We start from the raw sequence: 15,086 nt of genomic DNA on the forward strand, positions 1-15,086 counted from the left end.
ACGAGTTATATCAGCGTTTGGCGAGCAGTTGCTCAAGGTTGTTAAACTGCTGACGGCTATTCAAATTAAATTTACTCATAATATTCTTTTTATGTGAATGAATCGTTTTGGGACTAATATTTAGCGCAGCGGCGACTTCATGCGGGCTCAGGCCAATACTGAAGGCGTAAATGACTTTGGTTTGCGCGTCGCTGACCGACCTGCAGGCGCAATTAATGCAACGCCGCAGACGATTGAACGGCGGGTCTTGCCGCGGTAGCAGCGGACGCTCAATGGCGTTAGCTATCTCATCTTTCAGCCGCTGAACGCGACCGTGAGGCGGCATAAATACCGCATGCTGCAGACAATTCGGTAAACCCTCATCTACGGTAGCGTGTTCATTGTCCGGGAAAATAAAAAGCGTATATTGTTCCGGGGCATGCTGAAAAAGATCCTGGCACAAGTACCACTCCCCCGCGACCATTTCCGTGAATATCACATCAGCTTGCGCCATCGATCCTGCATCCCATTGTTGAGAAAACTGATAGTGTGACCGCCCGGCGGCCTTCATCGCTTCATCAACCAGTTCAGCAATAGCGACTCGCAAATAGTGATTTTTTATATTGAACAAAAAATTAGTCATATAACTTCCCTGTGGGCATTAAAAAACATATCTGGATAAATTAAAGAATATAATGATGATGCAGGTGCTATTTTTAGCCGTGGTAATCTAAGGGATGTTTTCCATTAATGCAATATCTGGTGGGGAAAGTGAGATAACGGTATATTGATATGCGAAAGTTCCTAATAAACAAAACCTTAAGCATATATTTGTCACTATTTAAAGCCGTTTGCTGTTTTTTTATTTTTGCGATGCATAAAAAGCTTAGTGATAGCCGCGCTCTGTTGTTAAAATTAGCGGAGGACAAGAATACAGGATGTATGCCGTACTTATGAAGCAGATGCTCTATTTGAAAATGCTGGCGTGGCTGGAGGATAATATCTATTGTAACCCGGCGATCGATGACCTGGCGCAGTATATGGGCTATTCGCGTCGGTTTGTGTACGACGTGTTTTACCAGTATGGCCAGTTACCTATCGGGCAGTATATTCGTCTACGGCGGTTGACCATCGCAGCGGTCAGTCTGCGCTTAACACGGCAACCGATCGCCGCTATTGCCTGGCAGTTAAGCTATGACTCGCCGCAGACCTTTTCCCGGGAGTTTAAGAAGCGCTTTTCGCTCTCGCCACGTGAATACCGTTGCGCGGCGCACTGGGACACGGCAAAGCTGTTGAAAAAGTTTCACCCGGACGGAGAGAGCCTACCTCTGGCTCGTTTTTTTTCTCTGCCGGAACAGGTCTATTACGGCTATCCAATGAAGTATGAACTGCGCCTGTCGGATTTGGTGTTGCAAAGCACCGCTAAGACGAGCATCAGACAAAAGGTTGACCGTTTTTTCACCGCTGGCGGAGGCTCGCTTTCCGTACTTTCCGACTACGCCGCGGCGAGTAAAAATGAGCTTAACGTCGAGGTTAACGCTTTTGTCGGCTGTCATGAGGCGGGAAAGCTGCCCCCCGCGCTGGCCATGAACAGCTCGCTGACCACCCGGTCAGGGCTTTATGTCGGGGTTGAATTCTACGGCAATTGGTCACGTTATGCTCGTTTATCCAGCGATCTGTATATGGAGCTGCTGCCATCCCTGGGGGTAAGTCGTCGGGACGGCTATGACATTGAATGTTTTATAACCCGCCATGCGGAAGGCGAAGAGGCAGGGGACAGGCGCTATCGCGTACGCTATTTTATCCCGGTGACGCTGTCGGCAGCGGGTCTGCGGTCTGACAGCGGTAGTGGGTCAGGGCCTTTGCCGGGGCGAAGTTAAGGTGGCCGGAGCCACCCAGGTTAACATCAAAGCGCAAACCACAGCAGCCAGGTGATGAGAAAGCCCGTCACCCCCATGATGGTTGTCAAGACGGTCCAGGTTTTGAGTCCATCCGGCACCGAGAGTCCGAGATAGCGCGTGACGACCCAGAACCCGGCGTCGTTGACGTGCGACAGCCCGAGCGAGCCGAAGCAGGTCGCCAGCGTCACCAGCACCAGCTGCAGCGGCTCCAGACCGACAACCGCCTGCGACAGCAGACCGGAGGTGGTGAGGATCGCCACGGTGGCCGAACCCTGCGAGGCTCTGAGCACCAGCGATAGCAGAAAAGCGGCGGGCATCAGCGGCAGATGTATTGTCTCCAGCGCCTCGGCTAAGGCATTACCGATGCCGGAAGCGACCAGTACGCCGCCAAAGGCGCCGCCGGCGCCGGCGACGAGGATCACGTCCGCCGACGAGGGGATCGCGCTGCCGGTGACTTCGCCCAGCTTTTTCAGGCTCATCCGCCGACGGATGCCCAGCGTCCAGCTGGCCAGGCCCAGGGAGATCAGCAGGGCGACCGGCGGGGTACCAATGACGGTCATCAGCTGGCGAACCGCGTTTTCCGGCAGCAGAAGCGCCTGACACAGCGTCCCGGAAACAATCAGCATGATGGGCACCACGATCAGCCCACCGATAACCAGCGCATTCGGCGGCGGCAGACGGGTCTGCTGCGCGTTAACCGAGAGATCCGGTACTTCCGCCGTTTGTTGCTGCTCCAGCACGTTAATCGACAGATGATAATGGCGCCGATTGATAAACCGGGCGACAAAATAGCCCACGATACCGACGACCACCGACACCCCAATCCCCGCCAGCATCAGCCAACCGACATCGCTATGCAGAATGCCTGCCGCAGCCGCTGCGCCAGGATGGGTGGGCAGCGCCACGTGGACGGTTAACATCACGCCGGCCATCGGCAGGCCAAACTTCAGCGGCGACACGTGGGCGACTTTGCTGAAGCCGTAGATTAACGGAATGATGATGATAAAGCCGACTTCAAAAAAGACCGGGGTGCCGAGAATAAAAGCCACAATGGTTAAGGCGGCAATGGTTCGTTTTGCACCCAGTACGCCGGTCAACGTTTTCGCCAGCGATTCGGCGCCGCCGGACATTTCAATCAGCACCCCCAGCATTGAGCCCAGAATAATAATGCTGGCGATGTGGCCAAGCAGGCCGCCCATGCCTTTTTCAATGGTGGTTATAATTTTATCTGCCGGAATGCCGGTGGCGAATGCCACCAGCAGACTGACGATCAGGAGCGCCACAAAAGGATGTGCTTTCGCTTTGATCACTAACAGGAGCAACAGCACTACGCTGGCTAACGCAATAAGTAACAGCGCCGATGTCGACATAGGTATGCCTCGGGTATTAACAGGTGTACAGAGAGTTATTTTTTTAGAAAACGGCGTTTATTTTTTCCGGTAGGGCGAGAACCACCCCAGCCCGGAAAGCGTGTCTGTCCGGGGGATATATTCGCAGCCGATCCAGCCGTCATAACCGGTTTTATCCAGTAGCGCATAGAGCCACGGATAGTTTATTTCGCCCTCATCCGGTTCATGACGGTCGGGCAGGGAGGCAATCTGAATATGGCGATACTGGCCGGCATATTCGGTAATAAGATGGCTTAAATTGCCGTCCACCTTCTGCGCGTGAAACAGATCTAACTGCACCGCCAGGTTCGGCCTGTCGACCCGTTTCACCATCGCCAGCGTCTGATATTGACTGTGGTAGAGATAGCCCGGTTTGGTCTGCGGATTCAGCGCTTCGATGAGTATCCGCTTGTCGTGGCGGGCAAAGCACTCCGCGGCGTAGCGCAGATTATCGATAAGCACGGCCTCGCAGTCTGCGCGATCCGCTCCCGGCGGCACCACGCCGGCCATGATATGCACCTGCGGGCAACCGAGCTGGCAGGCATACTCCAGCGCCAGCTCAATATCGCGTCGGGCCTCCGCGCTTCTCCCGGGAATGGCGGCGAGCCCCCATTCTCCGGCGTTGACGTCGCCGGGTGGGGTATTGAACAGCACCAGCTGCAGCTGGTTCTCCTGCAGGCGCTGTCTGATTTCCCCGGCGGCATACTCATAGGGAAACAGAAACTCAACGGCTTCAAATCCCGCCCGGGCAGCGGCGGCAAAGCGTTCCAGGAACGGCAGTTCGGTAAACAGCATGGATAAATTTGCAGCGAATTTTGGCATGGTTTTATCTCAGTTCTTTCACTTCGTCAGCGGTCAGGTAGCGGATCTCGCGGTTGCCGAGGGTAAATATCAGCCGTGCGGTCTCTTCCAGTTCCTCGGTATTGTTGGTGGCTTCGCGCAGCGATGAGCCAGTAACCACCGGTCCGTGGTTGGCCAGTAAAAAGGCGTTATAGCGGGGCGCCAGCCCGGCCAGCGCCTGGGCAATACGGTCATCGCCCGGCCGGTAGTAGGGAACCACCGGGACGTCGCCGACGCGCATCACCACATAGGGGGTAAAGGGGCGGATACAGTTGTGCGGGTCGAGCCCCTGCAGGCAGGAGAGCGCGGTCAGATAATGGCTGTGCAAGTGGACGATCGCCTTGCAGGCCGGGTTGTGCAAATAGACCGCCCGGTGAAAAGTGACCTCTTTCGATGGTTTATCGCCGGAGATCCATTCCCCTTGCAGCGTCACCACCGACAACCGCTGAGCCTGCAGTTCGCCGAGGCAGGCGCCGGTCGGCGTCGCCAGCAGGTTGCCGTCCGGCAGCAGCAACGACAGATTGCCAGCGGAGCCGGTGGCATAGCCGCGGCTAAACAACGAGGCGCCAATCTGTACCATTTCCTCTCGCAGTTGTTGCTCAGTCATGACGAAACTCCTGCTGGGCACGGGCAAAGAACTGGATATCGCCGAAGTTACCTGACTTCAGCGCCAGGGAGAGCGGCTGGCGGGTGTCACGCACCCAGGGCACGCCAGGGGAGATGGTCGGCCCAATATGGAACGCCTCAACCCCCAGGGTCTGCGCCACAATGCTCGACGTTTCCCCTCCGGCCACAATAAAGCGGGTAAATCCTTTCGTCTTCAGGGCGGCGGCAAGAGCGGCAAACAACTGTTCCACCCGTTCGCTGCTGGCCTTGTCGCCATACTGCGCCTGGATCCGCTGCAGCGTTTGCGGCTCGGTGGTGGCATAGATCATCGGCGCCAGCGGCGCATCGCGCTGCGCGTCCACCCAGTCAGTCAGCGTCCTGACGTAGCTCTCCAGATCGGTAAAGCAGGCGCTTAAGTCGACGGCGCGGGCGGGGGCATGTTGACGATAGGCCGCCACCTGGCTGTTGGTCATCACCGAGCAGGAGCCCGAGAGCACCACCGCCGGGCCGGCCAGCGGCATGCCGGCCTGAGCGCTTTCACCCCGGGCGCCATGGCGCTGCGCCCAGTCGCGGGCGAGGCCGATGGCGAGGCCGGAACCGCCGGAGACCAGCTTCATCTCCCGCAGCGCCACGCCCTGGGTGAGCAGATCCTGTTCGCTGAGGGCGTCGAGCACCACATAGCGCACCGCCGGATCGTTGACTGCCGCCAGCGCGGCGGCGACCGCCTCCGGCCCCCGGGCGACAATCGGCCAGGCAATCAGCGCGGCTTTTCCGCGCCCCTGGCGCTCAATTAAGCGGCCCAGGTGCGCATCCTCCATCGGCGTCACCGGATGGTGGCGCATCCCGGACTCATTCAGCAGTTGCTCGCCGACGAACAGATATCCCTGATAGACCGTGCGGCCGTTAACCGGCAGCGCCGGGGAAATCACCGTCCGCGTCTCACCCAGCTCGGCCAGCAGGGCATCCAGCACCGGGCCAATGTTGCCCTGCGCGGTGCTGTCGAAAGTGGAACAGTACTTGAAATAAAACTGCTGACAGCCCTGGGCCTGCAGCCAGCGCAGGGCCGCCAGCGACTGGCTGACGGCCATTTCCGCCGGGCAGGAGCGGGTTTTCAGGCTGATGACCACCGCCTCGCTGGTCAGCGGAATATCGCGGGTCGGCACGCCATTCAGTTGCACCGTCGGCATGCCGTTGCGCACGAGGAAGCTGGCAATATCCGTGGCGCCGGTGAAGTCATCGGCAATGACACCAAGCTGCATGTTGTCTCTCCTCACTGTTTATGGCCCGGCAGGGTGATGCCGTTGAAAATCTTGATCACCGCGCTGTCATCTTCCCGACCGAATCCGGCATTACTGGCGGAGGTGAACATATTCAGCGCGGTGGTAGCGAGCGGCAGCGGGAAGGTCAGCGCCCGGGCAGTGTCATTCACCAGCCCGAGATCTTTGACAAAAATATCGACAGCGGATTTTGGCGAGTAATCGCCATCCAGGACATGCTGCATGCGATTCTCAAACATCCAGGAATTACCCGCCGCGTGGGTGACCACGTCATACATCGTCTCCAGTGGGATCCCGGCGCGGGCGGCAAGCGCCATCGCTTCGGCGGCAACGGCGATGTGCACCCCGGCCAGCAGCTGATGGATAATTTTTACCGTCGAGCTAAGACCAATGTCGCTCCCGATGCGGTAGACTTTGCCGGCCACGGCGTCCAGCACCGGCGCGAGGCGGGCAAAGGCGGCATCGCTCCCGGAGGCCATCACCGTCATGTCGCCGGCGGCCGCTTTCACGGCGCCGCCCGATACCGGCGCGTCGAGCATCAATAGCTGGTACTCCGCCAGCGCCTCGGCAATGGCCTGAGCATCGGCGGAGGCGATGGTGGACGACACCATCACGACGGTGCCCGGCTTCAGATGGGCGGCGAGGCCGCTCTCGCCGAACAGGATCCCCCGCACCTGGGCGGCATTGACCACCAGCAGCACAACTGCATCCAGTTCCGCGGCGAACGGCACCGCGCTGGGGCCCGCGCCTTTGGCGCCCGCCGCCAGCAGTGCGCGACAGTTGTCGGGATTGATGTCAACGCCCCAGGTGTTCAGGCCCGCCTGCAGGCAGGCGCGGGCGGCGCCCATGCCCATTGAACCCAGTCCAATCACGCAGACATTAGTGTGTGCAGCCATGCTGGTCTCCTTGTGAATATTAGTTAATTAATGTGATTTAATGATAGAATAAAGCGTTATCATGTGAAAATATGTGAGAGTTATCACGAATAACCCACATGAATATAAAAAATTCACAGGCGGAAAGAGGCTGCACAGCGGCGATTCTTGCCCTAAAATAGCGTAAAAAACAGCGGCAAAGCGCGATAACAACACCGGGTGTCGCCAGGGCCGTAGCCTGGGTGGTGACGCCTGGTGTGAAAAAATGGTAAGGGGAGAGCGGTGATTCCAATAGAACGACATCAGCGTATTTTAGCCCTGGTGGAGCAGCGTGGGGCGGTAAGCATTAACGAGCTGACGGAGATCCTCGGCGTGTCCCATATGACCATCCGTCGGGACGTCAGTAAACTGGAGGAGCAGGGGCTGCTGGTCAGCGTCTCGGGCGGCGTACGCGCCGTCAGCCGGCTGGCCGCGGAACCCAGTCATCTGGTGAAAAGCACGCTGCAGAGTGAGGAGAAACAGGCGATCGGCGCGCTGGCGGCGAGTCATATCGCCAAAAACAGTTGCATCTATCTGGATGCCGGGACTACCACCCTGGCGCTGGCGCGGGCGATCCTCGACCGGAACGATCTCCAGGTGGTCACCAATGATTTTGAGATAACCCAGCTGCTGATCGATGCCAGTCAGTGCGGCGTGATCCACACCGGCGGCACTCTGTGCCGGGAGAACCGCTCCTGCGTGGGCGAATCGGCGGCGCGTACGTTACGCCACCTGGCTATCGATACGGCCTTTATCTCCGCCAGCGGCTGGGACAGTCGCGGGATATTCACCCCTGATGAGAACAAGGTTACCGTCAAGGAGACCGTCAGCCAGGTCAGCGCGAGAAGCATCCTGCTGTGCGACAGTTCGAAATACAATCAGGTGGCCACGTTTATGGCGTTACCTTTGACCCGGTTCACCACCATCATTACCGACCGGCATCTCTCCGATGCCGCCGCCAGTCATATCGCCCGGCACGCCTGCGAGGTGCTGCGGGCCGGATAACGCGCGCGGCCACCGCCGGGTTAGCGTTGCCAGTGCTCGATCAGCGCCGCGCCGATCCCGGCGATTTGCTGATTTCGCTCGGCCATGCTCGCCGGGGTATCCCGCAGATAAATCACCACAATGCGCTCTGCTTTGTTATTCGGGCCAAGCAGGGCGACAATCCCGCGCGCACCCCGTTCGCCAGCTCCGGTCTTATCGGCGATAAACCAGCCCGCCGGCAGCACGGAGCGGATCAACGGTCCGGCGACCCGATCGTCCACCATCCACTGCAGCAGCTGCCGTTGCGAACGGGCGCTCAGACGCTGGCTGGTCAGCAGCTTGCGCAGGGTCGCGGCCATGCTGGCTGGGGTAGTGGTGTCGCGGGCGTCGCCGGGAAGCGCCTCATTCAGTTCCGTTTCCCAGCGGTCAAGGCGGGTGACGTTGTCGCCGATCTGGCGCAAAAAGGCAGTCAATCCTGCGGGGCCGCCGACGGTGGCCAGCAGCAGATTGGCGGCGCTGTTATCGCTCATGGTAATGGCGGCGGCACAGAGTTCGCCGACCGTCATGCCGTCGGCAAGGTATTTTTCGCTGACCGGCGAGTAGTCCACCAGATCCTGCTGGCGATAGTGGATCTTTCGCTCCAGCTGTTCGTCACCGGCATCCACCCGCGCCAGCACTGCGCCGCAGAGCACTACTTTAAAGGTGCTCATCATGGGAAAGCGTTCATCGGCGCGCCAGGCGGTCAGCGTGCGGCCGCTGGCCAGATCCATTTCTATCATGCCTACGCGGCCCGACAGCTGGCTTTCGCTTTGTTTAATTTGCTCAAGCGGCTGCGGGCTGGCGTGTACCGCCAGCGGCAGGGTGGCTAACAGGAAGATAATACACAGGCGAATATAACGCATAACCACAATACATCCTTGAGTGAGGGCCGATAAAGGCGAGTAAAGAAGCGACAAATAAGAATAACCCGGCGTTTTGCTGATTCACAATTCCTCTTTTTTCCTTCATCATTTGTCATCTTTTATTTCGAATAATCAATATCTAGCCCTGCCTAAGCACGCTATTTTTTGACTCAAGGCCGTGATGAACTATAAGAAAGTACTAAATACCGCACTCTGTCGGGCGTCGCTGTTTGCCGATCACCACGCCCGCCGGTCCCTGCGGTTCGCCAACGCTATATGCCATCCCGGGAGGAACTGGTGCACCCGATAATTAAGGTCATGCTGGTGGGCGGTAAGGCGGACGGGCTGTTGGTCAGCGTCGCCGATGACGCGACCGAGGTCTCGGTGACGCCTGCGCAGTACGGTGCGCTATCCGGGCAACCGTTGAGCTACCGAATTGTTAGCCAAACCATTGACGATGAACGCTATTTTTTTGGCGTTTTCAGCGACGCCCATCAGGATAGCGATAAGCTGACGCGGGTCGCCCTGACCCGTGGAATGAAAAAAATGTTCTGTTAAACCCTGCCCGAAAGGGGGCGTAAGAGGGTATGCCGGGCGCCGCTGTGCTACTGTGGCAGCCTTCTATTTCCAGGGCCGGACGCATAATGATTCAGTACATTCGTATTCAAAATTTTCGCTCAGTGAAGGATATCGCGCTGGAGCTCGGGCCGCTGAACATTGTCTTCGGCCCTAACGGCTGCGGTAAATCCAATATTTATAACGCCATCCACCTGCTGACCGCTGCCGCTGAGGGCAGGCTTTCGGGGTTTATCAGCGAAGAGGGCGGTCTGGAGAATATGATGTGGTCCGGGGAGCGTTCGCCCCTCGATCGTCACCCCCGCCGGCTGCAAATCGCCTGCCGGACCGACAGCTTCGATTATGAGCTGCAGATAGGCTTCCCTGAAAAATTGCCCTATCCGACGCAATTCATGCTCGATCCTATCGTTAAAGAAGAGAATATCTGGCTGGCCGGCTACTCCCGCCGGCCTTCCTCCCGCGTACTGCAGCGCAAGAATCAGGCGGCGTTTCTCGTCGATGTCACCGGGGAGAAAAGTACTTTCACCGAGAGTATTTATGAAAATGAGTCGGTGTTCGGTCAGCTTGGCGAGCCGCACCGTTTTCCCGAAGTGTCGCGAGTGCGGGAGACCTTGCGCCGTTGGCGGTTTTATCATGAATTCGCGATTGGCCGTCATTCGCCGCTGCGTCAGCCGGCCGTGGGTTACCGTTCGCCAGTCCTCGACAGCGATGGCCAGAATCTCGCCGCCGCCTTTCAGACCATTGTCGAGATCGGCGCGGAGGAGATTTTGCATGAAATCCTTGCCGACGCCTTTCCCGGCTGCCAGTTTTATTGTGAAAACGAGCACTCGCGTTTCGCTCTGAAAATGCGTCGCGAAGGGATCCGCCGCCCGCTGCTGGCGGCGGAGATGTCCGACGGTACGCTGCGCTTTTTGTGCCTCGCCGTCGCGCTGCTCAGTCCGCGCCCGCCGGCGTTTCTGGCGATCAATGAACCGGAGAACAGCCTGCATCGCGACATGTTGCCCGCGCTGGCCCGGCTGATTATCGAGGCCTCGCGCTACAGCCAGATCTGGCTGACCAGCCACTCGGCGGAGCTGGCGGAGCTTATCGCCGCCGGGGCGCCTTGTCAGCGCTATGCGCTGGAGAATCGCGGCGGGGAGACGCGGATTGTCGAGTGAAGCCCCTCATCCCTGACGGGGGCGCTGGAGTCAGGCGGGGCTCTGCGTCTCTGCGGTCGGCAGCAGACGGTTGCCGCCGCGTAGGGTGACGAACGAGAGCAGGGTGAAGCTCAGGGTTATGCAGCCGAGGATCAGATAGGCCTGATGGAAGCCGACGGTGTCGTACATCCGGCCCACCCAGGCGGAAAGCACCACCCCGGACAACTGTTTTGACAGATTAAAACCGATCAGGAACAGGGTGGCCGAGAGGCGCGGGTTAAAGGCGGAAGAGATATATTTAAAAGTTCCCACCAGCAGGAAGGGGATCTCAAACATATGCAGCATCTTGAGGATCACCACCTCGACTGCCGATGAGGCGAAGGACGACCCGAGAATACGCACCGACATGATCATCCCCGCGGTCAGCAGGGCGTTTTTGGCGCCGATGCGGTTAACGATGGCCGGCGCGCAGAACATGATCAGCGCGTTGAGCAACTCGCCGCCGGTGGTGACGAAGCCAAACACTTCGGTACCGCGCTGCGGACTGGCGAAAAAGCTTTTGAAAAAGTTGGCGAACTGCTGGTCAAACACGTCGTAGACGCTGGCGACACCCACCACATAGACGATAAAGCCCCAGAAGCGCGGCATACGCAGCAGCTCTGCCGCCGTACGCAGCGAAAAGGCCTGGCGATTGGCGCCCAGCGCCTCGATAACCTGGGCGCTGTTGCTGCTTTCCGGCCGCGACAGCCAGAGCAGCAGACCGAGCACCAGCGCAAAGCCGGAGGCGATCCAGAAGGTGATATTGGGATCGATGCCGAACAGCACGCCGGTTATCGAGGCGCATAGCGCCCAGCCGACGCAGCCTGCGACCCGCACTTTGCCATATTCAAAGCGGTTGGCCCGGCTGACGCGTTCGATATAAGCTTCCACCGCCCCGGAGCCGCTGGAGAAAACAATCCCCAGGTAGATCCCGCCTACCAGCGAACCAGCGATAATATTCATCTGCAGCAGCGGAGAGAAAACGAAAATAAAGAATGGCGCGAACAGAATTAACAATACCGTAATGGTCCACAGCAGATGTTTGCGCAGGCCGAGCTTATCCGACATCAGGCCGAACACCGGCTGAAAAATAATGGCGAATAACGAGATAGACGAGAAAACGATCCCGGTTTCCGTTTTAGTTAAATGGTTAACGTCCGCCAGCCACACCGGAAAAAACGGGAAGTAGGCCGACATAATGAAATAGTAAAAGAAAAAGAACAGCAGGAAATAGACGAAATTATGCCGTTCTCGTGGCGCCAGTTCTGAGAATTTCATCACCATGATCCCTTGTTATTCTGTTTGTGGGGTGGGGGCTGTCGCCCCCACGGATTAAAAGCAACGCAATGAGACCTCGTACTGCCAGCGCGTTTGGCTCAGGAGCCACTGCGGCAGCACGCTGGGGGTCCAGGAGTCATCGCCTCCCACCCCCATATGCAGGCCGTCGAGGGTGATCCACACGCCGTCTTCGGCCTGCATCTTGTGCCAGTGGTCGGTCTCCATCAGCTGACGGGTGCTCCATGGCTGAACGGAGAAGTGGAAATGACCGCTGATGTGCCAGCGCCCCCAGTCCAGCGCCTGGGTATCACAGCGCAGGCCGTTTTCCGTCGGGAAGATATAGGGGGTGGTCATCGCCGCCAGCGGCTGCTCCCAGCGGGCGAAGCAGGCGCTGCTCCGCCGGTCGGGGTAGTTCTCATGCGGCCCCAGACCCAGCCAGCTCACCGGCGCCTGCTGATCCGCCACCTGGAAGTGCAGCCCGACCCGCGGCAGCGGCGGCAGGGTTTCCGCCCGTTCGCCGTCCACCGCCAACCGCAGGGTTCCGTCAGCAGTGAAGTGCATGCGCCAGTGGCTGACAATCACTACCTCTTCGCCGCGCAGGTAGTGCCAGCGGCAGTCGACGAGGGTTTCATTTGCCAGGCGCTGCGCATCGCACTGGACGCAGTGCGCCTCAAGATCGTACAGGCCGGCGCTTCTCCAGCGCTCCACCCAGGCGTTGGGGTCGATACGCTCTACTTCGCTGACCCCGATGTCGTTGTCGAGCGGCGCGCGAATAAACTGGTCACGCAGGGGAGTCAACAGCTGCTCCTGACCGCCAACCGACCAGCGGCTCAGCAGACCCGTCCGGCGATCGATGGTCCAGCATTGCGAACCGGCGCGGATCTGCCAGACCTCATCGCTGACGATAAGATCCGGAGCGCCGGCAGACACGGTGGGCGCCGGCAGCGCCAGCGGGGCGGGCAGGGGAAACTGTTGCCAGGCGACGCGGTGCTCCGCTTCTGACCAGGCGGTCGCCTGGGGCTGGGTCACCTCCAGCGTCAGCCACACCGCGCGGGCGCCTTCAGGCAGGATCAGGCTATCGAGCAGCGTTATCTCGTCGCTGCCCTCAGGGGGCAGCGCCAGGGTCAGGTCGCCGTGATACAGGGGTTCACCGGCCGCCTGCACCTGCCAGCGCAGCACTTCGTTATCGGTTGGGCGGAACAGGTATTCGCTGATGATGCGCACCCGCAGCGGCGAGGTCGACAGCAGCGTGAACTGAAAATACTGCTGGGCGTGCTTCGCCTCCACCAGCGACGGATGCGGCGTGCGATCGGGGAAAACCAGACCGTTCATACAGAACTGGCGATCGTTAGGCTTATCACCAAAGTCGCCGCCATAGGCCCAGCCGACGCTGCCGTCGGCAAAGGTTTTGCGGATCGCCTGGTCGGCCCAGTCCCAGATAAATCCGCCCTGCAGCCGCGGATACTCGCGAAAGGCCTGCCAGTAATCGGCGAAGTTGCCGAGGCTGTTGCCCATCGCGTGGGCGTACTCGCAAAGGATCAGCGGCCGCTGCTCACCGGGCAGGCTGATCCATTTTTTGATCCCCCATTTGGGTACCGCCGGGATCGGCTGGTCGCGTTCGACGCGGGCGTACATCGGACAGATAATATCGGTGGCGGTGGTATCCGCGCCGCCGCCCTCGTACTGCACCGGACGGCTCGGATCGTTGCGTTTCAGCCAGTGGTACAGCGCTTCGTGGTTGCCGCCGCCGCCGGACTCGTTGCCCAGCGACCAGATGATAATGCACGGATGGTTGCGGTTGCTCTGTACCATCCGGGTGACGCGGGCGCTGAAGGCTGGCAGCCACGCCGGATCGTCGGACAGCCGATTCATCGGCACCATCCCGTGGGTTTCAATATTGGCTTCATCGACCACGTACAGACCGTAGCGGTTGCAGAGTTCATACCAGCGCGGCGCGTTGGGATAGTGCGAGCAGCGCACGGCGTTAAAGTTGTTCTGCTTCATCAACAGAATGTCCTGCACCATATCCGCCTCGGTGACCACCTGCCCGCGCAAATGATGATGCTCATGGCGGTTAACGCCGCGGATCAGCAGCGGTTTACCGTTGAGACGCAGCAGGCCATCGGCAATCTCGATGCGGCGAAAACCGATGTCCCACGCTTCGGCCTCCAGCAGTTCGTCGCCGCGCCACAGGGTGACCACGGCGCGATAACAGTTCGGGGTTTCCGCGCTCCAGTGCGCCGGCGTCGCCACCGCCAGGGAGAAATCGACCCGTTCCGCGTAGTGGCCGCGCTCATCCACCGTCGGGGTACCTAACGGCTGCCGCCCGGCGGCGATCTGCTCCTCGCCGCGCCACAGGCTAACCCCGACGCTGAGCCCGGCAAGCGCCGCCTCAGTCGCTTCGATGGTCGCCTGGACCTGCAGAGTGCCGTCGCGATAGAGGGCGTCAAGGGCTGGCGTCAACTGCACGTCGCATAGCCGTTGCTGCGGCTTATTCAGCAGCCATACCGAGCGGAAAATGCCGCTCATCCGCCACATATCCTGGTCTTCCAGCCAGCTGCCGGCGCTCCAGCGCATGACCATCACGCACAGGCGGTTGTCGCCCGGACGCAGGAAGGGGCTGAGATCGAACGCCGCCGGCAGGCGACTGTCCTGCGAATAGCCGACCCATACGCCATTGCACCACAGATGAAACGCCGAGTTGACGCCATCGAAAATAATCTGCGTTTGCCCGTTCTCGCGCCATGTGTCCTCAACCGTAAAGTGCAGGGAGTAGCAGCCGGTCGGGTTATCCTCCGGCACCCGCGGTGGGGTGGTGTCGATGGGATAGCGGACGTTGGTGTAGATCGGCGCGTCATAGCCCTCCATCTGCCAGTTGGAAGGCACAGGCGTGCCGCGGCAGTCCGGTAGATCCTGCGTCAACCACTGCGCATCGACGGCAAACGGGCTGCGGGCGTAAGAGAACTGCCACTCGCCGTCCAGTTGACGGCGGCGGGATGAAGGTAGGTTATCGCGGGCGGCAAGCTCATCGCGCCAGCTGGCGAAAACGGGATGCGCTGGCAGGCGGTTAAGGTGGGTAATGCTCTGGTTCTGCCAGTCTTCACGGGCGAGGACGGCGTGAAAGTCAGGAGTGTGGCTGCGGCCGGTATCGCTAATTTGCATATTAAACCCCGGTAAGTCAGAAATTGTCGTTCGCTAAACAGGATGATTAACGTTATCGGGTAATTTGTTTTGTCCAGCAATCTCGGGGGAATCGAAATTAACAG

Annotated in this window: 13 protein-coding genes; 4 read left to right on the forward strand and 9 right to left on the reverse strand. The window is 59.3% G+C overall.

Features of this window, described 5'->3' with window-relative positions; genetic code table 11:
- Nucleotides 1-10: 10 nt before the first annotated feature.
- Nucleotides 11-622: a LuxR family transcriptional regulator KbvR gene (gene kbvR / locus HMPREF3140_RS04140; protein ID WP_021314207.1), complete on the reverse strand. Its 612-nt coding sequence runs from the start codon at nucleotides 620-622 to the stop codon at nucleotides 11-13.
- Between the two features lie 310 nt (nucleotides 623-932).
- On the opposite strand from kbvR, the gene HMPREF3140_RS04145 reads away from it, so the two are divergent.
- The gene (locus HMPREF3140_RS04145) at nucleotides 933-1,859 is read left to right on the forward strand and encodes a helix-turn-helix domain-containing protein (RefSeq protein WP_021314206.1); all 927 of its coding nucleotides are present in this window, start codon (nucleotides 933-935) and stop codon (nucleotides 1,857-1,859) included.
- Between the two features lie 26 nt (nucleotides 1,860-1,885).
- On the opposite strand, the gene HMPREF3140_RS04150 is transcribed toward HMPREF3140_RS04145, so the two are convergent.
- From HMPREF3140_RS04150 to ltnD, 5 genes are read right to left on the reverse strand one after another with little or no spacing between them, the layout of a single operon-like run.
- Nucleotides 1,886-3,250, reverse strand: a complete 1,365-nt coding sequence (locus HMPREF3140_RS04150; protein ID WP_002903916.1) for a GntP family transporter — start codon at nucleotides 3,248-3,250, stop codon at nucleotides 1,886-1,888.
- 57 nt (nucleotides 3,251-3,307) lie between these two features.
- Complete coding sequence (locus HMPREF3140_RS04155) at nucleotides 3,308-4,090, reverse strand: HPr family phosphocarrier protein (RefSeq protein WP_004176276.1); 783 nt, start codon at nucleotides 4,088-4,090, stop codon at nucleotides 3,308-3,310.
- A gap of 4 nt (nucleotides 4,091-4,094) precedes the next feature.
- On the reverse strand, nucleotides 4,095-4,715 hold the full coding sequence (locus HMPREF3140_RS04160) for a 3-oxo-tetronate 4-phosphate decarboxylase (RefSeq protein WP_002210516.1): 621 nt from the start codon (nucleotides 4,713-4,715) through the stop codon (nucleotides 4,095-4,097).
- Complete coding sequence (gene otnK, locus HMPREF3140_RS04165; protein WP_009485280.1) at nucleotides 4,708-5,973, reverse strand: 3-oxo-tetronate kinase; 1,266 nt, start codon at nucleotides 5,971-5,973, stop codon at nucleotides 4,708-4,710. Before otnK ends, HMPREF3140_RS04160 begins: the two co-directional genes overlap by 8 nt.
- An 11-nt stretch (nucleotides 5,974-5,984) precedes the next feature.
- The gene (ltnD, locus tag HMPREF3140_RS04170; protein ID WP_070552856.1) at nucleotides 5,985-6,887 is read right to left on the reverse strand and encodes an L-threonate dehydrogenase; all 903 of its coding nucleotides are present in this window, start codon (nucleotides 6,885-6,887) and stop codon (nucleotides 5,985-5,987) included.
- A gap of 261 nt (nucleotides 6,888-7,148) precedes the next feature.
- Here ltnD and HMPREF3140_RS04175 point away from each other — a divergent pair, with 261 nt between their 5' ends.
- A complete protein-coding gene (locus tag HMPREF3140_RS04175) occupies nucleotides 7,149-7,910 on the forward strand; it encodes a DeoR/GlpR family DNA-binding transcription regulator (protein WP_002210513.1) in 762 nt (253 codons plus the stop codon).
- Nucleotides 7,911-7,930: 20 nt separating this feature from the next.
- Here HMPREF3140_RS04175 and blaSHV read toward each other — a convergent pair whose 3' ends face one another.
- A complete protein-coding gene (gene blaSHV, locus HMPREF3140_RS04180; RefSeq protein ID WP_070552857.1) occupies nucleotides 7,931-8,791 on the reverse strand; it encodes an SHV family class A beta-lactamase in 861 nt (286 codons plus the stop codon).
- A 297-nt stretch (nucleotides 8,792-9,088) separates the two neighbouring features.
- On the opposite strand from blaSHV, the gene HMPREF3140_RS04185 reads away from it, so the two are divergent.
- Both HMPREF3140_RS04185 and HMPREF3140_RS04190 read left to right on the forward strand, forming a co-directional pair.
- A complete protein-coding gene (locus HMPREF3140_RS04185) occupies nucleotides 9,089-9,349 on the forward strand; it encodes a hypothetical protein (RefSeq protein ID WP_004176262.1) in 261 nt (86 codons plus the stop codon).
- A gap of 86 nt (nucleotides 9,350-9,435) precedes the next feature.
- A complete protein-coding gene (locus HMPREF3140_RS04190; protein WP_001620097.1) occupies nucleotides 9,436-10,524 on the forward strand; it encodes an AAA family ATPase in 1,089 nt (362 codons plus the stop codon).
- A 30-nt stretch (nucleotides 10,525-10,554) separates the two neighbouring features.
- Here the strand turns inward: HMPREF3140_RS04190 and HMPREF3140_RS04195 are convergent, their stop codons facing one another.
- On the reverse strand, nucleotides 10,555-11,820 hold the full coding sequence (locus HMPREF3140_RS04195) for an MFS transporter (protein WP_004176258.1): 1,266 nt from the start codon (nucleotides 11,818-11,820) through the stop codon (nucleotides 10,555-10,557).
- A gap of 54 nt (nucleotides 11,821-11,874) precedes the next feature.
- Nucleotides 11,875-14,982, reverse strand: a complete 3,108-nt coding sequence (locus HMPREF3140_RS04200) for a beta-galactosidase (protein WP_021313933.1) — start codon at nucleotides 14,980-14,982, stop codon at nucleotides 11,875-11,877.
- Nucleotides 14,983-15,086: the final 104 nt, after the last annotated feature.

Origin of the sequence: Klebsiella sp. HMSC16A12 (assembly GCF_001808265.1) — a bacterium.
In the GTDB taxonomy this organism is placed as follows: domain Bacteria; phylum Pseudomonadota; class Gammaproteobacteria; order Enterobacterales; family Enterobacteriaceae; genus Klebsiella; species Klebsiella pneumoniae.